Origin of the sequence: Marinoscillum furvescens DSM 4134 (assembly GCF_003386095.1) — a bacterium.
Lineage (GTDB): Bacteria > Bacteroidota > Bacteroidia > Cytophagales > Cyclobacteriaceae > Marinoscillum > Marinoscillum furvescens.
This window is the reverse complement of the sequence record NZ_QREG01000003.1, coordinates 124,443-148,274: the sequence shown is the minus strand read 5'-3', so window position 1 is coordinate 148,274 and position 23,832 is coordinate 124,443. Positions and strand designations below refer to the sequence as shown.

General features: G+C 44.2%; 18 protein-coding genes. 12 read left to right on the top strand and 6 right to left on the bottom strand.

Annotated elements, in window-relative coordinates:
• The first annotated feature begins 6 nt into the window (after positions 1-6).
• The 5 genes from C7460_RS04400 to C7460_RS04380 all read left to right on the top strand — a co-directional run bounded on the left by C7460_RS04400 (position 7) and on the right by C7460_RS04380 (position 6,042).
• On the top strand, positions 7-624 hold the full coding sequence (locus tag C7460_RS04400; RefSeq protein WP_245986172.1) for an arylesterase: 618 nt from the start codon (positions 7-9) through the stop codon (positions 622-624).
• A gap of 2 nt (positions 625-626) precedes the next feature.
• Entirely contained in the window at positions 627-1,982 is a 1,356-nt protein-coding gene (locus tag C7460_RS04395) for an alanine/glycine:cation symporter family protein (RefSeq protein ID WP_115866866.1), read from the top strand.
• Between the two features lie 133 nt (positions 1,983-2,115).
• Positions 2,116-3,456 carry a Trk system potassium transporter TrkA gene (trkA, locus tag C7460_RS04390; protein ID WP_115866865.1) on the top strand — a complete coding sequence of 447 codons (1,341 nt, stop codon included), beginning with the start codon at positions 2,116-2,118 and terminating at the stop codon, positions 3,454-3,456.
• A gap of 3 nt (positions 3,457-3,459) precedes the next feature.
• Positions 3,460-4,917, top strand: a complete 1,458-nt coding sequence (locus C7460_RS04385; protein ID WP_115866864.1) for a TrkH family potassium uptake protein — start codon at positions 3,460-3,462, stop codon at positions 4,915-4,917.
• Positions 4,918-4,920: 3 nt separating this feature from the next.
• The gene (locus tag C7460_RS04380; protein WP_115866863.1) at positions 4,921-6,042 is read left to right on the top strand and encodes a prolipoprotein diacylglyceryl transferase; all 1,122 of its coding nucleotides are present in this window, start codon (positions 4,921-4,923) and stop codon (positions 6,040-6,042) included.
• Here C7460_RS04380 and C7460_RS04375 read toward each other — a convergent pair.
• Positions 6,039-6,776, bottom strand: coding sequence for a DUF6503 family protein (locus C7460_RS04375; RefSeq protein ID WP_115866862.1), 738 nt, complete (start codon positions 6,774-6,776; stop codon positions 6,039-6,041). The genes C7460_RS04380 and C7460_RS04375 overlap by 4 nt on opposite strands.
• A 116-nt stretch (positions 6,777-6,892) precedes the next feature.
• Here C7460_RS04375 and C7460_RS04370 point away from each other — a divergent pair, with 116 nt between their 5' ends.
• Positions 6,893-8,275, top strand: coding sequence for a DUF4403 family protein (locus C7460_RS04370; protein WP_115866861.1), 1,383 nt, complete (start codon positions 6,893-6,895; stop codon positions 8,273-8,275).
• 2 nt (positions 8,276-8,277) lie between these two features.
• Here C7460_RS04370 and C7460_RS04365 read toward each other — a convergent pair whose 3' ends face one another.
• The 4 genes from C7460_RS04365 to C7460_RS04350 all read right to left on the bottom strand — a co-directional run bounded on the left by C7460_RS04365 (position 8,278) and on the right by C7460_RS04350 (position 10,608).
• Complete coding sequence (locus C7460_RS04365) at positions 8,278-9,033, bottom strand: hypothetical protein (RefSeq protein WP_115866860.1); 756 nt, start codon at positions 9,031-9,033, stop codon at positions 8,278-8,280.
• A gap of 148 nt (positions 9,034-9,181) precedes the next feature.
• Entirely contained in the window at positions 9,182-9,943 is a 762-nt protein-coding gene (locus C7460_RS04360; protein WP_115866859.1) for a TMEM175 family protein, read from the bottom strand.
• Positions 9,944-10,061: 118 nt separating this feature from the next.
• Complete coding sequence (locus tag C7460_RS04355) at positions 10,062-10,316, bottom strand: DUF6952 family protein (protein ID WP_115866858.1); 255 nt, start codon at positions 10,314-10,316, stop codon at positions 10,062-10,064.
• On the bottom strand, positions 10,297-10,608 hold the full coding sequence (locus tag C7460_RS04350; protein WP_115866857.1) for a thioredoxin family protein: 312 nt from the start codon (positions 10,606-10,608) through the stop codon (positions 10,297-10,299). The genes C7460_RS04355 and C7460_RS04350 overlap by 20 nt, the downstream gene beginning before the upstream one ends.
• A 340-nt stretch (positions 10,609-10,948) precedes the next feature.
• On the opposite strand from C7460_RS04350, the gene C7460_RS04345 reads away from it, so the two are divergent.
• Positions 10,949-12,436 (top strand): xylulokinase, encoded by a 1,488-nt coding sequence (locus C7460_RS04345; RefSeq protein WP_115866856.1) that lies wholly within the window; start codon positions 10,949-10,951, stop codon positions 12,434-12,436.
• Positions 12,437-12,445: 9 nt separating this feature from the next.
• Positions 12,446-13,780: a xylose isomerase gene (gene xylA, locus C7460_RS04340; protein WP_115866855.1), complete on the top strand. Its 1,335-nt coding sequence runs from the start codon at positions 12,446-12,448 to the stop codon at positions 13,778-13,780.
• 392 nt (positions 13,781-14,172) lie between these two features.
• Here the strand turns inward: xylA and C7460_RS04335 are convergent, their stop codons facing one another.
• Positions 14,173-15,201, bottom strand: a complete 1,029-nt coding sequence (locus tag C7460_RS04335; protein ID WP_317127684.1) for a LacI family DNA-binding transcriptional regulator — start codon at positions 15,199-15,201, stop codon at positions 14,173-14,175.
• A 301-nt stretch (positions 15,202-15,502) separates the two neighbouring features.
• On the opposite strand from C7460_RS04335, the gene C7460_RS04330 reads away from it, so the two are divergent.
• The 4 genes from C7460_RS04330 to C7460_RS04315 all read left to right on the top strand — a co-directional run bounded on the left by C7460_RS04330 (position 15,503) and on the right by C7460_RS04315 (position 23,832).
• Entirely contained in the window at positions 15,503-18,430 is a 2,928-nt protein-coding gene (locus C7460_RS04330; RefSeq protein WP_115866853.1) for a SusC/RagA family TonB-linked outer membrane protein, read from the top strand.
• Positions 18,431-18,449: 19 nt separating this feature from the next.
• Positions 18,450-19,973 (top strand): RagB/SusD family nutrient uptake outer membrane protein, encoded by a 1,524-nt coding sequence (locus C7460_RS04325; protein WP_115867071.1) that lies wholly within the window; start codon positions 18,450-18,452, stop codon positions 19,971-19,973.
• A gap of 129 nt (positions 19,974-20,102) precedes the next feature.
• On the top strand, positions 20,103-23,261 hold the full coding sequence (locus tag C7460_RS04320; protein ID WP_221409452.1) for a VCBS repeat-containing protein: 3,159 nt from the start codon (positions 20,103-20,105) through the stop codon (positions 23,259-23,261).
• Positions 23,230-23,832, top strand: a complete 603-nt coding sequence (locus C7460_RS04315) for a hypothetical protein (RefSeq protein WP_147302848.1) — start codon at positions 23,230-23,232, stop codon at positions 23,830-23,832. Before C7460_RS04320 ends, C7460_RS04315 begins: the two co-directional genes overlap by 32 nt.

Sequence of the window (23,832 nt, the reverse complement as noted above, 5' to 3'; positions counted from 1 at the left end):
AAACAAATGCAAGAAGAAACCACAACTACTACAGAGGAAAAAGTGGTGGTCGAAGAGTCGGCTGATCGTGAGGTGTTGCTGTTTTTTGGCAATAGCATTACTGCAGGTTATCAGCTGGATGTGGAAGATGCCTTTCCTGCTTTGATCCAGGATCGATTAGATTCTATGGGGTATTCTTATCAGGTAGTCAATGCGGGGCTGAGTGGAGAAACTACCGCTGGCGGTCTCAATCGCATCGACTGGGTGCTACAGACAATCCCCGATGTATTTGTTTTGGAGCTTGGTGCCAATGATGGTCTGCGCGGGCTGGACTTAAAAGTCACCAAACAAAACCTGATGGCCATCATAGACAAGGTGCGTACTGCCAACCCTGAAGTGAAAATTTTGCTAACAGGTATGCTGGTGCCTCCTAATATGGGGGAAGCATATGCAGAGGAGTTTAGAAACATCTTTCCGGCTGTAGCCGAAGAAAAAAATACGGCGCTCATGCCCTTTATCTTGAAAGATGTGGCAGGTGAGCCCGAGCTCAATCTGGAGGATGGGATACATCCCACGGAAGAAGGACACAAAATCCTTGCGAAAAATATCTGGCCATACCTGAAGCCACTACTCGAGAAGAAATAAATATGACAGCATTAGAATCATTTTTTTTGGCAGCAGCCAATTTCATCTGGGGCACTCCGCTGCTTATTTTACTGTTAGGTGGTGGCCTTTTTTTTATGGTTTACTCGCGGTTTTTGCCTTTTCGCTTTTTTGGTCATGCGGTAAATGTACTGCGTGGAAAATACGATGATCCGGATGACCCTGGTGATATCAATCACTTTCAGGCCTTGTCTGGAGCACTGGCAGCTACCATAGGGATGGGTAATATCTCCGGTGTGGCTGTGGCCATCGCTATGGGTGGTCCGGGAGCCATTTTTTGGATGTGGGTTAGTGCTTTTGTAGGCATGGCCACTAAGTTTTTTACTTGTACGCTGGCGGTGATGTATCGTGGCAAAGACAGTGTTGGTGAGCTGCAAGGCGGGCCGATGTATTTTATCCGTGAAGGGCTGGGAAAAAAATGGATGCCTCTGGCTACCTTCTTTGCGGTTGTTGGGTTTTTTGGCGCTACACCTATTTTTCAGGCCAATCAGATGGTGCAGGCTACGAAAGATATTTTGTTGATCCCCAATGGGATTACTGGCGACAGTCTCACTTTTGATCTTGGCTTGGGTGTTGTTATTGCCATTTTAGTGGGGCTTGTGATTTTTGGAGGAATTACGCGGATTGGGACAGTAGCTAGTAGGTTGGTGCCCTCTATGGTGATGCTTTATGTGGTGAGTGTCATTGCTATTTTACTTATCAATTTCAGCGAAGTGGGAAGTTCTTTGCTGTTGATTGTGACGGATGCATTTACTGCAGAGGCGGCGATGGGCGGTGCCGTGGGAGCGCTGATCATCACAGGTGCTCGGAGAGCTGCTTTTTCTAATGAGGCTGGTATAGGTACGGCTCCCATGATGCATGGAGCAGCCAAAACCAAAGAACCAGTGCGTGAAGGCCTGGTAGCGATGCTCGGACCAGCGATCGATACATTGGTGATTTGTACGATGACCGGGCTAACCATTTTGGTAACCGGAGCCTGGAAAAATAATGACCTCAGCGGAATCACCCTCACTGCCAAAGCCTTTGGCGAAAGCCTCCCGGGCTTTGGTCCCTACATACTAGCGGTGTGTGTACTCGTTTTTGCACTTACTACCATTTTTGGTTTGGCGTATTATGGTCAAAAATGCCTGGCTTTTCTTATAGGGGTGAAATATGCCAGTTTGTTTAATTATTGGTATGTAGCACTTATTTTGGTAGGATCTGTGGCAACACTGCGTGGGGTAGTAGCCTTTATAGACCTGGCCTATGGGCTCATGGCATTTCCAACGATGATCGGTGCTATAGCGCTTGCTCCTAAGGTGATGAAGGCTGCCAAAAATTATTTTTCCAACGTGAAATGATGAGCATTTTTAAGCATTTTTTCAGTGAACAGAAAGTCAATCTTTCGAAAGAGCGGTCTTATCGAATATGCCAGATATGTTTGGCTGCCTGCTTCATCTTTACGTTATATTTGCTACCCTATAAGGAATTGCTATGAGAATAATCATTGCAGGAGCCGGAGATCTTGGTTTTCATTTGGCGAAGCTTTTGGCCTATGAAGAGCAGGATATCATCCTCATCGATCAAGACAATGCCGTACTGGAGCATGCCTCCAATCATTTGGATGTACACACCATACGTGGTAGCAGTACCAGCATAAGTATATTGGAGGAGGCTAATGTCTCCAAGGCTGATCTGCTCATTGCAGTGACATCTATTGAAGAGACCAACCTGACCACAGCTATCATCGGCAAAAGTCTCGGTGCCAAGCGTACTGTGGCACGTATTTCTAACATTGAGTTTCTACATCAAAAAGAAAAGCTGGACCTCAAAGACATTGGGATTGATGAGATCATCTCCCCTGAGTCACTGGCAGCAAAGGAGATCAAACGACTCCTAAAGCAATCAGCTCTCACAGACACCTTTGAGTTTGAAAAGGGCATGCTGTCTCTGATAGGCATCACGGTAGACGAAAACTCCGAACTTAAGGACAAGACACTTACGGAAACAGCCTACCTCAACCCTGATCATAATTTTACCACGGTAGCCATACTGCGTGAAAACAACACCATCATTCCTCATGGTGAAAATAAATTCAATCTTGGTGATCATGCCTATTTTATCACCGAGCCCAGCGGAATAGATCGAGTGCTTTCTTTGGCAGGAAAGGAGCGCATAGAGATAAAAAATGTGATGATTTTGGGGGGCAGTAAAGTGGGTATCAACACCGCTCGTCAGCTGAGCAAGAAGTATAACATTAAGCTTGTAGAGCAAGACAAGGACAAGTGTTTTGCTCTGGCTGATGAGCTGCCGGACACTATGATTATCAATGGTGACGGGCGAGATATTGACTTGCTCAAAGAAGAGGGCATCGACCGAATGGATGCGGTAATTGCCGTAACAGGAAATAGCGAGACCAACATCATCTCTTGCCTGGTGGCTAAAAACAATGGGGTTCAGAAAACAATCGCCGCAGTAGAAAACATGGATTATATCCATCTATCTCAGAACATTGGAGTGGATACTTTGATTAATAAAAAACTAATTGCAGCGAATTTTATATTCAGGTATATTCGAAAAGGGCAAGTACTGAACCTGACAAGTATACACGGGGTAGACGCTGAAATATTAGAATTTGAAGTGCAGCCAGGATCTAAAATTTTACAGTATGAGCTGCGAAATCTAGATTTTCCGAAGACGGCCATCATCGGAGGAGTGATTCGTAAAGGGATCGGCTACACAGTACGTGGTAGTTTTTCCTTCCAGCCAAAAGATCGGGTGGTGGTGCTGTCCAAGTCAGAATGTATTCACAAAGTGGAGGGCTTTTTCAACTAAATCATGCTATTTAACTATCGGGTCATCGTAAATATCCTGGGCATTTTGCTGATGCTCAATGGCGCTTTTATGCTGACCTGCCTGCCTTTTAGTATGTATTTCAAAGAAGGGGACCTGCTTGCTATCCTTGGTGCCGCGGTGATCACAGCTTTTGCAGGGTTTTTGGCCTGGGTGCTCACGAGAAAAAACCTCAATAAAGAGCTCCGCAAACGAGATGGGTACCTGGTGGTAGCCTTTGGCTGGCTCACTATGTCGTTTTTTGGTTCGTTGCCTTACATCCTCAGTGGGTCTATCCCCAATCTTACAGATGCATTTTTCGAGACACTTAGTGGTTTTTCTACCACCGGAGCTACCATACTGAAAGACATTGAATCGGTGAATAAAGGCATCTTGTTTTGGAGGAGCCTCACCCAGTGGATAGGTGGTATGGGGATCATCGTACTCACTGTAGCTATACTCCCAATTTTAGGAATTGGAGGGATGCAGCTTTTCGTAGCAGAAGCTCCTGGAATCTCTCCGGATAAATTACAGCCCAGGATCAAAGAAACAGCCAAGCGATTGTGGTTTATCTACCTTGGGCTTACTGTGACAGAGACGGTGCTACTGTGGGTTGGAGGGATGACGTTTTATGACGCTATCAATCATAGCCTCACTACCATGGCTACAGGTGGTTTTTCTACCAAAAATGCCAGTATCGCTTATTACACTTCGCCGTTCATACAGTATGTCATTATCATTTTTATGTTTTTGGCAGGCACCAATTTTACCATGACCTATTTCGCGCTTCATAAGAACTTCGAAAAGGTGTTGAAAAATGAAGAATTTCGCTTTTATGCTGGGGTGTCCATCTTCGCCAGTATCACAGTAGGTTTGGTCATATTTGGCCTGGGGCATGATAATCTGGAAAAATCCATTCGGGACGCTTTGTTTCAGGTGGTATCGGTGATTACTACCACAGGATACATTACAGCTGACTATACGGCCTGGTCTCCATTTATTACCGTGCTGTTCTTTGTGATGATGTTTTTTGGCGCATCTGCCGGCTCTACTGCAGGAGGTGTCAAAATCGTTCGTCATATCATTCTGATCAAAAACAGCTTTTTAGAACTCAAGCGCCAGTTGCATCCTAATGCGGTGATTCCCGTAAGGTTTAATGGAAAAGCAGTGTCCCGGGAGATTACTTACAATATCCTGGCGTTTATCATGATCTATATTTTCATTTTTGCCATTGGCTCCATTACCATGGGAATTCTCGGTGCGGATTTCGATACAGCGATTGGGTCGGTGGCTACCTGTCTGGGAAATATCGGTCCGGGTATTGGAGAAGTGGGGCCGGTTGATAACTTTGCCGGCATATCTGCTCCGGGTAAATGGCTGTTGGCATTTTTGATGTTGCTGGGAAGGTTGGAGCTTTTTACCGTTCTGATGCTTTTCACTCCATATTTTTGGAAAACAAACTAACAAATGGAATTTCTTCTCAATTTTCTTATCTGGAGTCCTGATCCCAATATGTTCGTGATTCCAGGGTTGAATCATCCTGTTCGCTGGTACGGACTTCTTTTTGCTGGAGGATTTATTGTTTCACAGCAGATCATGTTTTGGCTGTTTAAGCAGGAAGGTCGCCCTGAGAAAGACGTGGAAAAACTTACTGTGTATATGGTAGTGGCTACGGTGTTGGGTGCTCGGCTTGGGCACTGTTTGTTTTACAACCCTGGTTTTTACCTTACTAATCCGATTGAGATCATCAAAATATGGGAAGGAGGACTGGCTAGTCATGGAGGTGCGATCGGGATTATTTTGGCGATATACTTCTTTAGTAAAAAATACCCACAGTATCCCATGCTGTGGATGCTGGATAGGTTGGTAATTGTTGTGGCACTTACTGGAGCCATGATCCGTACGGGAAATTTCTTCAATTCGGAAATGGAGGGCACCATGACTCAGTCGGAAATGGGGGTAGTGTATGCCCGTTTTACCGAGGAGGTGTTGAAATACGATGATAGGAAGATTGATGAAGTGGTATTTGAAAAAGGTGGGGATATGGTCAGCAACGAAGCTGGGAAGCACCCCATCACGGCTAAGATTCTTTACAATCGTGGTGTAGAGCTCACCGATACCGATCGTCGTTTTTTTGAAAATCAGCTGAGGAATGCATTGCTCAGCTATGAAGAAGTTGTTCAACACATAGATTTTGGAAAGGACCAGCCACTGGCCTATAAATTTTACACAGAGGATAATCGATCCGTAGCAGAGATTTACGGCCTGGGGATTTCGCGGCATGCAGCGCAGCTGTATGAAGCAGGATACTGTATACTGCTCATGCTATTTTTCTTTTGGGTTTGGAAAAACAAGCGCTTTACACTTCCAATGGGCTTCAACTTTGCCCTGTTTATGGTTTTGTTGTGGTCCTTACGCTTTGTAGATGAGTTTTTCAAGATGAGTCAGGAGGATTTTGAAGAAGATCTGATTCTCAATATGGGGCAAACGCTCAGTATTCCGCTGGCCTTAAGTGGAGTAGTGATGCTCATCATCTTTTTCCAGAAAGGGAAAAAGACGATGAGCGGGGATGAGTTTAATAAGAGTTAGTTTGTTACCTCTATTTCCGTATTCTCTATCAAACTGACTTTTTGAAGTTTTCCTTTGCTGAATAGCGCTGGTAGTTGATCAAGTGGTGTGTTTTTGGGGGCTTTGTAGTTGACATAGTCTTGAAAAGTGATTCCGCTAATCTCTCGACGATTGTAGGCTTCACGAAATCGAACGCCGCCTCCATCAGTGTCATAGCTGTAGGCCAGGTAATCCAAGTGGCTGGTTTTGCTGTGAAACCAATAGCAGTATTTGTCGTCATGATCTTCTCCGCCGCCTTCAGGAGTGAAAGTCACCTGCACCACATGATAAATTTCATTGTTGAGGGTGTCCTTTCCTGCATAGGTGGTATTTACTGCCGGCTCTTGTAGCAAGTAGGGCAGCTGGACAAAATAAAGGACGGAGTTTACAGAATTCGCATATTTTCGGGCCAAAGAGTCTGCTACTGCTGTAGTGTCTCCATTTACTATTCGGTAAAAATCGGTACTGTTGATCAATACGTCTGTGGTACTCGTTCCGGTACTATCAGTGCTGCTTCGGGTATATGTGTATGTGCCTCCTTGCCTTTTAGCCGTATACCGGTTGTCTCTAAAAGTAAAGGCTATTTCCTTGTTTTCTAGGAGCTGAAGCCCATGCGCTTCAATGGATCGCTGTATAAGGCTCGCGCTGGTGTTTTCTTTTTTAGAGCAAAAGCTCAGCGTAACCAACATGGTGAGTAGTATCAAGAATTTCTGCATAGCAAAATGTACGCCTGTTGAAGAGATAAGTTATGATTAAAAAATTCTAAAATACTAAGTATTGGTTTGTGTATTACTGAGGGGTTGGTTTATTTCATGGCCGAATAAGCTAGATCATGACAAAACGGGTATTCTTTATTGTGTGGGTTGTTTTTATGGTGGGTTGCTCCAGAGTCCATCAACGGGAAGAGGCTGCGTTGCCTCCACTAGAGGTGCCACCTTCGTATTTGAGTTTTCGTGTGGATTTCCCCATTCAAGAGCTTGCTAAGGGAGTAAACCGGATATTACCTGGAGAGTTGGTAGATGGGGTGTTTCCAATGGGTGAAAAAGACAGCCTGTACCTGAAAGTAAATCGCAAAGGACCTCTAGATCTGTATATGAAGGGGGATGAGTTTTATGCAGCTATTCCATTGGAGGTGTCTGCTGCAGTTCGCAAAAAAGTCCTGGGCATTACCCTGTCCAATAAAGAGTCTCCGGTGGTGTTTCATGGTAAAATTAAGGCTTCCACTTCGGTAGCAGTGGCTCCAAACTGGAGCCTGGATCTGGCGTGTACCTATAGAGGTTTTGAGCTTACGGATAGTCCGGAGCTCAGTTTGATGGGTATGACTTTTAATGTTGAAGAACTTATTGAAACTGCCCTGCAATCCCATGAAGAGGAGCTTTCGAATGTAATCTGCCGGGCGTTGGATCATGTCATAGATTTTAGGCAGCTAGTAGATAAAGTCTGGAGTGACTTGCAAAACCCAATAAGAGTTGCTCGCAGCCCTCAGCCATTTTGGCTCTATTCCAGGCCCCTGGCTCTGAACGGAGTAGTGATTCCTGGAGGTAGTGGAACTTTGAGTATCCATTTGGAATACCGAACGAGGCTGCAGATATCTCCAGAGCTGAGTCCTGTTACCGAAAAAGTCCAGCTAGGAGACTGTGGGGAGCCGCTAAACACCCGCAATACGATTGCGGCATACACTGAGCTATACCTCCCATTTGAGATGCTTACTCACCTCATGCAGCAAGAGCTCGCGGGCAAGACTTTTACATATGAGGACTATACCTTGCTGGTAGAGCAAGCCAGGGTAAACCGCAAGGGGCAAAAGCTGCTGGTAGCTCTGGATGTAAGTGGAGACATCACAGGGAAGGTACTTGTTACGGGTACACCTACCATCAACGACAATCGAGAGCTGACCATTTCAGATTTTAAATATGAAATAGAAGCGGAAGACGACTGGGTAAAACTCACCGACTGGGCTGTTCATAGCTTAGCAGAGCAGTACATTGCTGATCAGGCCCGCTTGGATACACGGCCGTTTTTTAGGCAGCTGGATCAGCTCATTATGCAGGGACTTAGAAAATCGGATTTGGCAGAAAAGCTAGACGTAGACCTTGTTTTTCAGAAAATAGACTCCTACCAGCTACGTATGACCGAAACCTATATACAATGGATTTTTTATCTGGAAGGGTCCTCTTCCGTGACTCTCAAGAGCGGCTTATTTAAAAAGCGCTAGGTTTACTGCTTTTCGATACAGTTTACAGCTACAGATACAAATGAACCATCAGGTAACGTGGCGCATTGCTCATCAGGGTCTATCGGTTCATAACCAAAAAGCAGCGTCACTCCTACTGTATAGTTTCCCGGCTCAGGCTTGGTAAGCATCACTTTTGAGCTATTGGTAACAGGACGTAGCCATACCTTATTGTGGTTGGTGACAGTGTCTAGCATAAGCAACCACTGACTATCCCATATCCCCTGCCCACAGAGGGTGCCTTTTATGGTAGTGTTGAGCTGACAGTTGTCAGATTGTGCTATGCGAGCCAACTCAGGGTCCACAGTTATTTTATGGGCGTTGCTCGCATTGAGTATGGTGATGTGCGCCGAATCCAAAGGGTCTGGATCTCTCAAAAAGGTTTCATCTAGCCGAATACTGATCGTATCACGGATGAATGCTTCACACATGTCATTGTTGGCATTGTGGATCAGGTAAAAAGTTGCGCTGTTGTCTTTCTCCCATTCGCCATTCCACCAGGTATAAAAGTTGTGCTCCTCACACCCGCCACTATATTCCACAATGACGCTCCAGGTGTCATCCGTGGGTGTGATGCCTACGATTCGGAAAGGGTTATTTCTTACCTGGTTCCAGTCAAAACTAGGGTCCAAATAAGTTAATTTGTTGGCTTGCACTTTGTCAGTTGCTTCCAGGTCGCTTTCGAGGCAACCAGGCAGTAAAAAAGCTCCAAGCACTATGATCAAAAAAGTATCCCGCATGATTATAAGACCCACTTTCCGTTTATAGGGTTTGAATTTTGCCAATGATTAGCTGTATCTACAGCAAATTTAGGTTAGCATAGACTATACCGCAGCGTTTGATTGATTGAAGGAGTGCTTTTCCTGGGTCAAACCGAGCCTGGGTCGGCTATGCTTTCTTATAGATGGCTAAAGCCCTGTCACGTTTTTTAGCACTGACCCGACCGTAGATAATCATTACTGGAGGGTACAGCATGTAGGCCACACCGGCTCCTAGAAACGTCCAGTTGCCAAACAGATGAAATACAGCAATAAGAGCAGATAGAAATGGGATGCTTGCCAACAGCAGATTGGTGATCATTCCATCTTTTGCTATGTAGCGTTCGTAGCTGTTGAGCTCCAGTGGACCTGCCATTTTCATCGCATGACGATACATCCCGCCAATGGTCAGAAAGATGAGACTCGCCCCTAATCCATAGATGATCATGAGCGAGCCAGTATCGCTGTAGGGTAATGTTTCTGTGAAAAGTCTATTGATCAATTCTCTATTGCCCGTAAAGATCCCTTCATACAGTCTGAACAACACTACAAATAGAAATTTGAGTGGATAGACATATATCAAGATTAGAAAGATCAGGAAGGTGTTATAAAGAACGATGGTGCGGTTTTGTAAGCCAAATTTTAGGAAAAACAGGTAGTGCTGATACCATATGACCATCACCAGAATCACACATAGTCCAAAGGGGATGATATCACGCATGGAGACCCAAAGGTCTTGAAAATTAGAGGGGACGGATGAAGAAAGTACGATAAGTGTGATGGCAAGAGCAAAGGCTGCGTCGCTAAAGGTTTCCACCCGTGTTTGATTTTTACCGCGATAGCGGAAGTTTGGATCCAGGCCTACTTCCTGGTCTTTCATTATTCCTCTCATGGCAATGAAATTACGGAATTTTGATCAAAAGTAGGGACGTGGTGCTCCAGGTATATATAAAGAACACCCCAGACATAGACCACACATAGCCTGTCTGGGGTGTTTAGTTTTTGGATTTTTAACTTATAGAGCCCATTACCCGTTCCATGAAGCCATTGAGAGCCTCTTTCTTGGCAGTGCCTTCTTGTATGGATTTGTGTACTTCCAGTGCTCCGTACATATTGGAGAGGAGTTCTCCAATCACATCCAGCTCCTCATCTTTGATGCCTTTGGCTTCTGAAATGTGTTCGAGCAATTCGATCGTTTCAACTACCCAATCCTCGTCATTGGTTTCTACAAAGTCTACAATATGCTTAATTACTGGTAATCGCATGGAGTATATCTGTTATGGTTTCTGTTTTATTTCCTGCTGCTTGTGAAACTAGCTCACCTTTCTTAAACCCTGCAAAAGTGGGGAGGTTTTTTACTTCTGCAAGTTTTCTGGACTCAGGAAGTTTTTCGGCATCTACATAGACAAACACCACATTTTCATTTTCTCCAGACAGACGCTTAAACTTCGGTTTTGTCACCCGGCAGTTTCCACACCATGTGGCACCATATTGTACCATTACCTGGTCGTTTTCGCTGATTAACTGTTGTAAGTTGTCTTCTTTGAGTTCTATCATTTGTATTGCGTTTAGATCTAATTATTACTGGTGCAAAGCTGGTGTAATCCTTATTTATCAAAATTATTATTGAATAATTTAATCTTATAAGGAGTGGCTTTGAAGTGTGTCTGGCGTAGTGAAATAAGTGCTTCCGCCGGATTATTCTAATTCATTAGAGCCATACCTTGTATCAGCACGCTTTGTCTTGGCGTATGATTGACGTATTGTTGACGAAATGAAGCAGGGGTGTATTTGTTTTATAACATTCGTAAATGCCGTTTATTTGAGTCTGTAAAATCGGGAGGAATTGTAAAAAGATTCAAAGATTTTGCGATAGTGTTAATTCAAATCACCAGGCGTGTATTTTTTAGGTTACGACATAGGGAGTTCGTCTATAAAGGCGGCCATAATAGATGCTAGCAGCAATCAGCAACTCGCTGTAGCCAGCTATCCTGAAAAGGAGATGGATATGATCAGTGAGGAGCCGGGGTGGGCAGAGCAGCATCCGGAAGACTGGTGGGCCCACGCATGTGAGGCCACACGAATCGTTCTCGAAAAGGCTGGAATAGACGGGGCTCAAGTAAAGGGTATTGGAATATCATACCAGATGCACGGATTGGTGTTGGTGGATCAGGAATTGAAAGTATTGCGTCCGTCCATCATCTGGTGTGACAGCAGAGCTGTACCTTTTGGCGATCGCGCATTGCAGGAAATAGGAGGAGACAAGTGCTATTATCACTTGCTAAACGCTCCTGGAAACTTTACAGCCGCCAAGCTGAAGTGGGTAAAGGAAAACGAACCTGAGCTGTTTGACAAGGTGTATAAAATCATGCTGCCGGGAGATTATATCGCCATGCAGCTGACAGGCAAAGTGACGACTACAGTTTCTGGACTTTCAGAAGGAATGTTCTGGGATTTTCAAAGTCATGAGGTGGCTGATTTTCTCATGGAGTATATGGGATTTAGCTCTTCAGTCATTCCTGAAATAGTGCCGACATTTGGAGAGCAGGGGCAACTAACTGCAGATGCTGCACAAAAGCTTGGCTTGGCGCCAGGTACTCCAATAGGATACCGGGCTGGAGATCAGCCCAACAATGCACTGTCTTTGGGTGCACTCAACCCAGGAGAAATAGCGGCCACTGGAGGTACTTCTGGTGTGGTGTACGGAGTACAGGGGAGTCCTGTTTTTGACCCAAAATCACGAGTAAACAGTTTTGCTCATGTCAACCATACGAAGCAGGATCCGCGCATAGGTGTATTGCTCTGTGTGAATGGGGCAGGTATACAGTACAGGTACATGCGTGAAATGATGGCTGAGGACGGGGTGACCTATGAAAAGATGGAGCAGATAATCCAGGAAGTACCTGTGGGTGCAGACGGGCTGCGTATTATCCCCTTTGGCAATGGAGCCGAACGAATCCTCAACAATAAAGATATAGGAGCACATATGCTCAATGTGCGGTTTAATCGACATAAGAAGGCGCATTATTACAGAGCCGCATTGGAGGGAGTTGCGTATTCCTTCATATATGGTATAGAAATATTGAAAGAACTGGGACTGGAGATCAATAAACTCAGGGTTGGCAATGACAACCTGTTTCAGTCTGAAACTTTTAGTGTCACGGTGGCTACGCTGGCAAACGCACCTATAGAAGTGGTAAAGACCACTGGGGCAATTGGGGCAGCTCGTGCAGCTGGCTACGCCACCGGGCATTTTAATACATTGGAAGAGGCGGTTGCAGGTGACAGTCTCGCCAACACGTTTGAGCCCCAGCGCACAGAACATCAAAAGTATAGAGAGGCGTATGAGGCCTGGAAAAACGAATTAGCAAGATTTTTAAACTGACAAATTGGTATGAGCGATCAAATTTTATTAGGTGACAAAGAGTATTTCAAAGGAATCGGAAAAATTGCCTTTGAAGGTAAAGAGTCAGACAACCCATTGGCATTTAAATACTACGACGAGAATAAGGTGGTTGCCGGCAAAACCATGAAGGATCACTTCAAATTTGCGGTGGCTTACTGGCATACCTTGTGTGGTACTGGAGGTGATCCATTTGGGCCGGGTACGAAAGTCTTTCCATGGTCTACTGCTACGGATCCTGTTCAGGCGGCACGAGATAAGATGGATGCCGGCTTTGAGTTTATCACCAAATTGGGGATACCATACTTCTGTTTTCATGATTATGATTTGGTAGATGAAGCGGATACTCTTTCCGAATCTGCTAAGCGCCTGGAGACGATTACTGACTATGCCAGGGAGAAAATGGCTGCCTCTGGTGTGAAGCTGCTTTGGGGTACTGCAAACTTGTTTTCTAACCCTAGATATATGAATGGAGCTGCTACTAATCCAGACTTCAATGTAGTAGCTCATGCAGGTGCGCAGGTGCGCAATGCACTAGATGCTACCATTAAGTTGGATGGCGAAAACTACGTCTTTTGGGGAGGGCGTGAAGGATACATGAGCTTGCTCAATACCGACATGAAACGAGAGCTGGATCACCTTGCACAATTCCTGCATATGGCCAAAGACTATGCTCGCAGCCAGGGTTTTAAAGGAAACTTCTTCATAGAGCCTAAGCCGATGGAGCCTACAAAGCATCAGTATGATTTTGATGCAGCTACTGTGGTAGGATTCTTGAGAGAGTACGGGCTTATGGATGATTTTAAGCTCAATCTGGAAGTAAATCATGCTACACTTGCTCAGCACACCTTCCAGCACGAAATGCAAGTAGCTGCTAATGCAGGTCTGCTGGGAAGCATGGATGCAAACAGAGGGGATTATCAAAATGGCTGGGATACCGATCAGTTTCCAAACAATATTTTTGAATTGACCGAAATTATGTTGGTCTTTTTAGAGAACGGAGGCCTACAGGGAGGTGGTGTCAACTTTGATGCAAAAACCCGAAGAAACTCCACAGACCTGGACGATCTTTTCCATGCGCACATTGGTGGAATGGACATTTTCGCTCGAGCGTTGATAATTGCAGATAAAATATTGAGTGATTCTAAATACCCTGCGCTAAAACAGGAGCGCTATGCTTCCTTTGATGCAGGAAAAGGGAAGTCGTTTGAAAATGGAGATTTGAAGCTGGAAGATCTGACAGCACTGGCCACAGAAAATGGCGAGCCTGCACAGCTCAGTGGTAAGCAGGAGTTGTTTGAAAATATCCTAAATCAATACATCTAGGACCGAAGACAATGCGGATGTGCATACCACTAACAATAGTTAATTAGAAAGCTTAGCACTCAAAGGATTAGACACCCTTTGCATAATTGACAGAACTGGAGCAAGACTCCATGCACATCCCATTTTTTAAACTTCATTCATCGTTTACTTCAGCCCTTTTGAGGGCTGAAGTTTTTTACAAGGCTTGGTGTTGGAGCTTCACTGAAAAAATTTCATTGAGCCTGCGAGTAAATTAAAAAAAAGGCCAAATGAGGTGATAGGTCGGCACGATTTCTGTAAGACTTTTAATGTGCAATGGTGTGCCTGGAAGAGGTACTCCAAACAGATCGCTTAACTGTTGCTAAATTGTACATTATGTTTCAGCCCTCATCTGTTACACGGTGAGGGTTTTTTTATCTCTGAGTACTTTCGCGCTGTATCAATTCGCTGTGTAAGGTGAAGGTGTCGGTTAATTTTTTATCAGGATTGTCTATTTGCTGGATGAGTAATTCTGCCGCTTTTTGGCCCATTTCATAGCCCGGCTGGGACATGGTGGTGAGTGAGGGCTCGTAGATGGTGCCTATGGACCAATTGCTAAATCCTACCACAGCTACATCTTTGGGGATTTGTAAGCCCGCTTTTTTCATGGTTTTGATGGCTCCTATCGCTAGCATGTCTGTTCCTGCAAAGAGCCCATCGATGCTGCGAGCTGCTACCATATCACGTACGCTTTCTGAGCCGTCATCATAATCGCCCGTTTCACAATGCTTTATCCATGATTCGTTAAGCGCCAACCCAGCCTCATTCAGTGCTTTTTTATAGCCTCCAAAACGATCCTGATTTATTTGGAGGTTGATCGGTCCGCCAACATAGGCTATTTGGGTGCACCCCGTTTCTACCAGGTGTTGTGTGGCCTGATAGCCAGCTTCAAAATCGTCCAGCACTACTTTAGGGGAGTCTATTTCGTCGCAGATGCAATCAAAAAATACAAGGGGTAGATTTCTTTCAGCAAATTCTTTAAAGTGGTCGTAGTTGGTTGTGCTTTTAGATACACAGGCCAGGAGTCCATCTACTCTCCCGTTGATTAGAGCCTTCGTATCAATGACCTCTCGTTCGTAGCTCTCATGTGTAGAAGAAATGATTACGTTATAGCCATTGGAGTAGGCAAAATCTTCAATACCACGGATCACCATGGAGAAAAACTCATGCACCAGCTGGGGGATGATAATGCCAATCGTTCGGGTTCTGTTGTTTCTTAGACTAAGGGCTGTAAAGTTTGGTCGGTAATTGTACTTTTTAGCTAATTCCTTCACTGCTTGTCGAGTGGCAGGTTTTACGAGAGGATTGTCAGCAAGAGCCCTGGAGACGGTAGATACTGAGATGCCTAGCTCTAGGGCAATGTCTTTGATTGTTACACTTCCTTTTTTCATCATTATGAGCAAGATAAAAAAGTCTATTCATTTTGGAAGGTTTCACAACCTGGCAATGGACCGATGCAGGGTGCTTGCGTTACTTTTCATTTTTGCTTTCCTATGTGATTTATTCAAGATTGAATTGTTTATCCGAAAAAAATACCTTCATTGCAAACGTTTGTAATTAGTGGATTAATAAAATCAATCTCTTTTTATTGCAATAATTGTTTCTTATTCTATTAATTTGAAGAAAGGAGAATTTGGGAAATGCTCAAACTTGTTTGAGATTCTTTGGTTTTCCTGTAAACGTTTAGGAACAAATTGTAATAGTATGAAGAAGTATTTACTCTTAGGATTATCCTTAATCCTCTCGGCCTCATTGTGGGCTCAGGAGCGTACGGTCTCCGGTACCGTAACAGATGCCGATACGGGCGAGCCCGTACCGGGCGCAAACGTAGTAGTGAAGGGCACTACTACGGGAACTATCACCGACTTTGATGGAAATTATCAGCTCAGCGTAGGCGAAAATACCACACTGGTTTTCACGTTTGTTGGTTACGCTCCGCTTGAAGTAGCGGTAGGCAGTAGAGCGGTTGTAGATGCATCGCTGGCTTTGGACATTTCCGAGTTGTCTGAGGTGGTGGTTGTGGGTTACGGTTCCCAGCAAAAGAAAGAAATCACTTCGTCCGTAGTAAGTTTGGATGAAGAGTCTTTCAATAAAGGGAACATTAACGATCCTTCCCAACTACTTCAGGGAAAGGTGCCAGGACTTAGTGTTTATAACAAAGGAGGAGATCCTAATGAGACATCAACTATACGTCTTAGAGGTATTTCCACTGTTGGGGCAAATACAGAACCACTTGTTGTAATCGATGGAGTAATCGGAGCATCACTTAATAACGTAGACCCTAATGATATTGAGACCATAAACGTTCTCAAAGATGGTTCTGCTGCTGCGATTTATGGTAGCCGGGGCTCTTCAGGGGTAATCCTTGTAACTACCAAATCTGGAAAAAGGGGTGGAGGTGTTAGTGCAAGTTATAATACTTTCGTTTCTGCAGCTACAGTGGCTAATGAGCAGCCTATCATGACACCAAGCGAATACATCGAGGCAGGAGGTAATGACCTAGGTTCTCGCACCGATTGGCAAGATGAAGTAACACGCACAGGTTGGTCTAACGTACACAATCTATCGGTTTCTGGAGGTAGTGACAAGACAACCTTCAGAGTATCAGCGAACTACCGTAATATAAACGGTATTTTAGAAAAGTCAGGATTCGATCAAATCAACACACGTGCTAGTTTAAACCACTACGCACTTAATGACCGATTGAAAATCGGTGTGAATATGTCACTCACAAACAGAGAGAGTAACTATTCTTTCAATGAAGCTTTAAGATATGCGGTACTGTTTAACCCCACAGCTCCTATCAGAAATGATCAGGGAAATTTCTTCCAGGCGATCTTGTTTGACAATTTCAACCCAGTGGCGATTCTAGAGCAGAACATCAATGATGGTAAGCGCAAAGAAATGAACTTCAATGCTAATCTGGAGTATAGTTTAACAGACCAACTTACCGTGAATGCTAATTATGGACAGCAATATGGTGATGATATCAGAGGAGAGTATTATCCAAGAACATCGTTATTCAGAGGTTTCAATAGAGGCGGCTTGGCGAGAAGAAGTGTTGAAGACTCAAGGTTCACTCTGTTCGAAACTTATGCGACCTATGCAACGGGGTTCAGCAATGTGGATTTAAGTGTCTCTGCTGGGTACTCATTTCAGGAAGAAGAAAGGGAGGATTTTTACATTGAATTAGGAGATTTCCCTTCAGATGCTTTGGGCTATTATGCTCTGGAAACTTCCGGTGATCGTGTGACAGGCAAACAACTTATAGATGTGGCTAGCAGCGCTACTCCTGAATCTAGAATAATCGCGTTTTTCGGAAGGTTGAATATGACCATTGACAATGGTATTTTCTTAAACGCATCGATTCGTCGCGAGGGTTCTACCAAGTTAGGAAAAGACAATCAATGGGGAATTTTTCCTGCAGTCGGTGCAGGTGTCGACTTGACGAGATATTTGGACCTAGGCACATTCAACGTTTTCAAATTCCGTGCGGGATATGGTGTGACTGGTTCATTGCCAAACGAATCTGGACTTGCTCAAGACCTTGTTGAGTATGATTTTCAGGAGGGTGGTAGAGCTAGGCTTACCCGAGCTGCCAACCCAGATTTGAAATGGGAAGAAAAAGCAGAAATTAACGTAGGTATCGATTTTGCTGCCGCTGGAGGTAAATTGAGTGGTACAATCGATGTTTACAACAGAGACATTTCGGATTTCATTCTAGAAAGAACAGTGGACGCAGCGATTTACGAAACTGACAGAAGATTTGAAAATGCTGGTAAGCTGAATACTAAAGGAATCGAAGTTGCACTTAATTATCAAGTAGCCAACGGTAGTAAATTTTCTTGGACTCCTGGAATAGTTGCATCATCTTATAAAACTGTACTTGAAGAGTTTATTATTGATGAGCAAATGCGAGCGAACCTGGGAGCTCCCGGACAAAACTCAACTTCTATGGTTAGAGTGGCTGTTGGAGAAGAAATAGGTCAAATTTGGGGTCCAGTGTTCACAGGTGATGTAGAGGATGGGTCACAAGTTTTGAAAGATGTGAACGGTGATGGTAATTTGAATACAGCACAAGGAAATGCTTTAGAAGATGACGGTGATTTCGAACAGATAGGAAAAGGTATTCCTGATTTGGAAATCGGTTGGACCAATCAGATTACCTACGGAAACTGGGATTTGAATGCATTCTTTAGAGGCGCATTTGGGCATAGCCTTGTAAATACTTTCCGTGCTTTTTACGAGCCTATCGATCCGGGAGCAATTAATTCTTACAATAGAATTAAGTCGGACAAACAAATACCAGAAATTACGAATGCTCAGTTTAGCTCATTGTATGTAGAAAAAGCTGATTTTTTCAGACTTGATAATATCACTCTGGGTTATAATTTTGACATGAGCTCTAGTTCATCTTTTAAATCCGTACGAGCATATTTTAGCGTACAAAATGCTTTCACGATTACTGATTATTCTGGGATTGATCCTGATCCAGTATTGCAGGATCGCGGGACTGTAGATAATGGAGGACGACTTGAGGGGCAACCTGATGTGTTGTCACCTGGTATTGATCGTCGATACAATTATTTCACTGCCCGTACATTCACATTGGGTCTAAATGTTGGATTTTAATTAGTAAATGGGACACAAAATGAGAAATTATATAAAAATATCAATTATGGCTTCTTTGGTGCTGGCTGCTTCGGCTTGTACAGACCTGGATGAGGAGCTAAGAGGAGATTTTTCTGAAGACTTTGATCCTGCCAACCCCGGCTTAGGTCAAAGTGGAGGTGGAACTGATGATGGATTGTCAGCGGCTTATGCTGAAGTACTGAATGGAACCGCAAACCATGGAGGCTATTTTTCTGTCACTGAGGTATCTACAGATGAGGCCGTGATTACCCAAAAAGGTGGTGACTGGTTTGATGGAGGTATTTGGCTTAACATGCATCGTCACCAGTGGCAGTCTACTAACCCTGGGTTGTTAGGTGCCTGGAACCAATCATATGCTGGAATCGCGCAATGTAATTTACTCTTGCAAGAGACTAAATTTAATGCTGAGCAAGTTGCTCAATTGCGTACGTTGAGGGCATATTTTTATTGGAGATTGATGGATTTATTCGGTAATGTAAAAATAGTAACTGAACCCGGAAAAGACGTAGAGCAATCTTCAAGAGCAGAAGTGTTCGCATTCATTGAGTCAGAATTACTTGCCGTACTACCTGATTTGTCAACTGGGAGGACTTATGCAAGGGCAAATGCTTGGGGTGCTCAGGCATTGTTAGCAAGAATTTATCTTAATGCTGAGGTTTATACCGGGACAGCTCGATATCAGGATGCTATTGATGCTGCTGATGCTGTGATTAACTCGGGTGTATATGATTTGTCTTCAAGTTATGCGGATGTATTTTCTCCAACAAATGAAGATAACATTGAACATATTTGGGTAGCACCTTTCGACGAGTCAGTAGGTACGGGAATGAATCTCGCTCAGATGACTCTACACTACCCGAGTCAATTGACATACCAACTGCAGCAGCAACCTTGGAATGGTTACTCTACACTTGAGGAATTTTATAATTCCTATGAAGATGGTGATGTTAGAAAAGAGAACAACTTTATCGTTGGACCCCAATATGATATCTTTGGTAACCCAATTTTAGATGTAGCTTTTGATAAGGCAGATCCTGATGGAGCTCCAGTTAATTACACTCCTGAGATAAACATGTTAGCTCCTAATGGCAGTCGTCAAGCAGGAGCGCGATTGGGTAAATTTTCTTTCAAAGAAAAGCAGCTTCCAGATATGGATAACGACTTCCCACTTTTCAGATACGCGGAAGTATTATTGACCAAAGCTGAGGCCTCTGCTAGATTAAATAGCAACTGGTCGGACCCTACAGCCTTAATGTTAGTAAATATGCTTCGGGAAAGGGCTTCAGTATCGGAATATACTACAATGACCGAAGAGGAATTCCTGGCAGAACGCGGTAGAGAGATGTTTCAGGAATCAAGCCGACGCACAGATCTTATTAGATTCGGTGCTTGGGGTAATGCCTGGTGGGAAAAGGCAGCTCATTCAGATCCTAATCTGAATTTATTCCCGATTCCAAATGATCAGATTCAAGCATCTCAAGCTGAGACCTTCAAACTCACACAAAACCCTGGATACGATTGATCATTTAATTGATTATTGACAAATGGGGTTGTTATCTTCGTATGACAACCCCATTTTTATATGACAGCTGTGAATAAGCTTTTTTTAGGATTCATACTTTTTGGGATTGTTGCGTGCCAGCAGAACGAGATGGACACACTCTTTCAAGAGGTTTCCTTAGCCTCAGGTATTCACTTTGAAAACACACTTTCTTATACCGAAGAATTCAACCCATACACCTATCGAAATTTTTACAATGGTGGTGGTGTAGCTTTGGGTGATGTAAACAATGATGGTTTACTGGATATCTACTTCACCGGCAACATGGTGGACAATAAACTATTTCTAAATCGTGGAAACTGGCAATTTCAGGACATCACTAGAGAAGCTGGTGTGGCCTGTTCCGGTGTGTGGTCTTCAGGAGCCACATTTGTAGACATCAATGGCGATGGCTGGCTGGATCTATATGTGTGTAAATCAGGCAAGCCGGAAGGAGGAAATCGACATAATGAACTTTTTATCAACCAAGGTGATTTGACCTTTCGTGAAAGTGCCAAGGAATATGTGTTAGATGTGACCGGACTTTCCACCCAAGCGGCCTTTTTTGATTATGATTTGGACGGAGACCTTGATTGCTATCTACTTACCAACTCGATTAGGCCTGTGGGGGTCGGTTATGATCTGGTGGAAGGTCAACGAGAGGTTCCTGACCCCTCTAATTCTGGGAATAAACTATTTCGAAATGATGATGGACGCTTTACAGATGTCACGCAACAAATGGGTATCTACACGAGCAGCATTGGGTTTGGTTTGGGAATCACCGTGAGTGATTTTACCGATGATGGGTACCCTGATATTTTTATATCGAATGATTTTTTTGAGCGGGACTACCTTTACATCAATCAGGCGGGCAAGTCATTTTCTGAGAACCTGGAGCAGTATTTCCAAAGTGTATCCATGGGCTCTATGGGGGCTGATGCTGCTGATCTTGATAATGATTCTCATATTGATTTAATAGTGACTGAGATGCTTCCCGCTAGTCTGGAGCGTAAAAAGGTCAAGACCATGTACGAGAGTTGGGATAAGTACATGCTTGGAGTAAATAAGGGCTATTTTCATCAATTTCCGAGAAATGCAGTGCATCAAAACCTGGGGAATGAAGGGTTTTCGGAGAGGAGTCGCCAAACTGGTATGGCCGCTACAGAGTGGAGCTGGGGGGCACTTATTTTCGATTTTGACAATGATGGGCTCCGGGACGTTTTCATTGCCAATGGTATAGGAAAAGACCTGCTTGATCGTGATTACTTGGCTTATGTAGCGAATGAAACCAAGATCAGGGAAAAGTTAAAGTCTGGTGGGGATGTGATCACAGAGTTGATAGACGCCATGCCTTCTGCTCCGGTGGCTAATAGTGCATTTTTAAACCATGGGGACTTTCAGTTTAGCAATGCAACAGATTCCCTTGGCCTGGGTAACTTGAGTTTTAGCAATGGTGCCGCTTATGGAGATTTGGATAATGATGGTGACCTTGATCTCGTAGTGAATAACGTCAACATGCCGGCATTCGTTTACCGAAATCAGACCGATACTTCTAACCATCGAAGTTTGCGATTACTCCTTCAAGATGAGCATTCTCAAAACAGGTTTGGCATAGGAGCCACGGTATGGGTGCATGTCTCGGGTCAGCGTTGGAAGGTTGAAAATTATCCTTCCAGAGGTTTTGAGAGTTCTGTAGACCCGACGATACACATCGGCGTAGGTAACCATCAGACTGTGGATTCTGTGGTGGTGGATTGGCCAGGAGGGATGAGAACTGTAGAAAAGCAAGCACCAACCAATAAGACCCTTACCTTATTTAAACCGAGATCATCACAAGTATTAAGAAAATCAGCCTCTTCTAAATCTGTAAAACGAAAGAAGCTGAACTATGGGCATCGCGAAAATGACTTTGTTGATTTTGATAGGAACAGGCTTTTACCGCATATGTATCACAATGAAGGTCCTGCACTTGCTGTAGGCGATGTGAATGGTGATGGTCTGGAGGATTTCTTTATAGGCGGTGCCAAAGGGTTCGTGGGCAGGTTGTTTGTACAGCGTGTCAAGGGGTTTGAGCTTGATAGCTCGTTTTTAGAGTCCCACCGTACTTCCGAAGATGTGGTCGCTGAGTTCTTTGATTGTGATGGAGATGGTGATTTGGACTTGTATGTGGCCTCTGGCGGCAAGGCATTTTCTTCGAGCTCGTTTGCGCTCAATGACCGGCTCTATCTCAATGATGGCCGTGGTAATTTTACTGTTTCGTCTGGGCTAGCATTTTCCGAGCTTTTCAGTACCGGCGCTGTAGCTGTAGCTGATTATGACGGAGATGGTGACTTGGATCTTTTTGTAGGGGAGCGTTTTCACCCGTTTCGATATGGGGATAAGGTAAGTGGTTTTTTATTGGAAAATGATGGGACAGGCGTCTTTACGAATGTCACCTCCCAGCGGGCTTCTGCACTTCAAGAGCTTGCCATGCTGACCGATGCGCGATGGGCTGATTTGAGCGGAAATGGTTACCCGGAACTGATTCTATGTGCGGATTGGGGGCCGGTAATGGTGTTTGAAAACCAACAAGGCCACCTGGTAAATGCCACAGAGCGCCTCGGCCTGGCCTCACATACAGGCTGGTGGAGCAGCTTGGAGATAGCAGATTTAGATGCCGATGGTGATCAAGACATAGTGGTTGGAAATCACGGCCGTAATACCTTCTTTCCTGATCACACGCGTCTTTACATTCATGATTTTGATGCCAATGGCTCTGACGATTACATTTGGGCTATACCTCAGGATGGCCGCTACTATCCTGTAGCAGACCGTGATGAGATGGCGCAACAACTTCCTGGACTAAAAAAACGCATATTGTATTACCGAGATTATGCGAAATTAACTGTAGAAGACCTATTTGGGGCGGAGGCAATCGCGGCGGCCAAAGTGTTAGAAGCGGCGGATTTAGCATCTATGATATTCGTTAATGAGGGTGATCGATTCGCTGTAGAGCCACTGCCATCCAGCTTACAACTAGCGCCTATATATGCGATTACTACCCTTGCAGATGGCCAGCTTGTTTTTGGCGGGAATCAGCATCTGGTAAAGCCTCAGTTTGGACGGTATGATGCACTTCCTGTGACATTCTATGAGTCTCAAACACAAACTATCCACCAGACAAATATTTTTGGACAAGTGAGAGCTATGTCCCCGATTACTATTCAAGACAAGACCCACTTAATTGTAGCAAAGAATAATGAAGCACTTGAGATTATTGAGTTGGAGTAGCTGCCTGATGTGGATGCTGGTGCTGGCAAGTTGCCACACCTCAGCCTACGAGCAAACAGTGAGAGCAGAGTTAAATTCTGGAATCAGGTATGATTCATTGTTTTTGGGATTTCGCTTTGGCGAGACAAGGAAGACTTTTTTCGATAAAGGCTGGAAGCTAAACAAACAGGGATTAGTGATGCAAGGACCGGAGAATAAGAATGTTCAGTACAGGATATCAGCCGCAGACAGTACTCAGTTTCCTATCCGATTCTTATTCTACCCTCACTTTGATGGGAATGATAAAATTAAAGAAATGAGAGTGGCTTTTGATTATGAGGGCTGGTCACCCTGGAGTGCGCGATTTGGGTCGGATTCGCTGTTGGTAGCCGTAAAAGATACCTTGATGAATTGGTATGGAGGAAATCCGTTTGTACTGGTAGAGCCCAAAAACGAAGGCGATAAACCGCTTTGGGCTAAGGTAGATGGGAATAGGCGAGTGGTAATTTACAAGAAAAATGAACGAGTGGTGGCTGGTAAAATTTCTGACCTGCTGCATGACGACATATTGGACAAAAACAAACTGAAGTAG

Excerpts from the sequence above, each read along its gene's own strand:
- C7460_RS04400 (WP_245986172.1), top strand. The coding sequence starts at position 7 with ATGCAAGAAGAAACCACAACTACTACAGAGGAAAAAGTGGTGGTCGAA.
- C7460_RS04395 (WP_115866866.1), top strand. The coding sequence starts at position 627 with ATGACAGCATTAGAATCATTTTTTTTGGCAGCAGCCAATTTCATCTGG.
- trkA (WP_115866865.1), top strand. The coding sequence starts at position 2,116 with ATGAGAATAATCATTGCAGGAGCCGGAGATCTTGGTTTTCATTTGGCG.
- C7460_RS04385 (WP_115866864.1), top strand. The coding sequence starts at position 3,460 with ATGCTATTTAACTATCGGGTCATCGTAAATATCCTGGGCATTTTGCTG.
- C7460_RS04380 (WP_115866863.1), top strand. The coding sequence starts at position 4,921 with ATGGAATTTCTTCTCAATTTTCTTATCTGGAGTCCTGATCCCAATATG.
- C7460_RS04375 (WP_115866862.1), bottom strand. The coding sequence starts at position 6,776 with ATGCAGAAATTCTTGATACTACTCACCATGTTGGTTACGCTGAGCTTT.
- C7460_RS04370 (WP_115866861.1), top strand. The coding sequence starts at position 6,893 with ATGACAAAACGGGTATTCTTTATTGTGTGGGTTGTTTTTATGGTGGGT.
- C7460_RS04365 (WP_115866860.1), bottom strand. The coding sequence starts at position 9,033 with ATGCGGGATACTTTTTTGATCATAGTGCTTGGAGCTTTTTTACTGCCT.
- C7460_RS04360 (WP_115866859.1), bottom strand. The coding sequence starts at position 9,943 with ATGAGAGGAATAATGAAAGACCAGGAAGTAGGCCTGGATCCAAACTTC.
- C7460_RS04355 (WP_115866858.1), bottom strand. The coding sequence starts at position 10,316 with ATGCGATTACCAGTAATTAAGCATATTGTAGACTTTGTAGAAACCAAT.
- C7460_RS04350 (WP_115866857.1), bottom strand. The coding sequence starts at position 10,608 with ATGATAGAACTCAAAGAAGACAACTTACAACAGTTAATCAGCGAAAAC.
- xylA (WP_115866855.1), top strand. The coding sequence starts at position 12,446 with ATGAGCGATCAAATTTTATTAGGTGACAAAGAGTATTTCAAAGGAATC.
- C7460_RS04330 (WP_115866853.1), top strand. The coding sequence starts at position 15,503 with ATGAAGAAGTATTTACTCTTAGGATTATCCTTAATCCTCTCGGCCTCA.
- C7460_RS04325 (WP_115867071.1), top strand. The coding sequence starts at position 18,450 with ATGAGAAATTATATAAAAATATCAATTATGGCTTCTTTGGTGCTGGCT.
- C7460_RS04320 (WP_221409452.1), top strand. The coding sequence starts at position 20,103 with ATGGACACACTCTTTCAAGAGGTTTCCTTAGCCTCAGGTATTCACTTT.
- C7460_RS04315 (WP_147302848.1), top strand. The coding sequence starts at position 23,230 with ATGAAGCACTTGAGATTATTGAGTTGGAGTAGCTGCCTGATGTGGATG.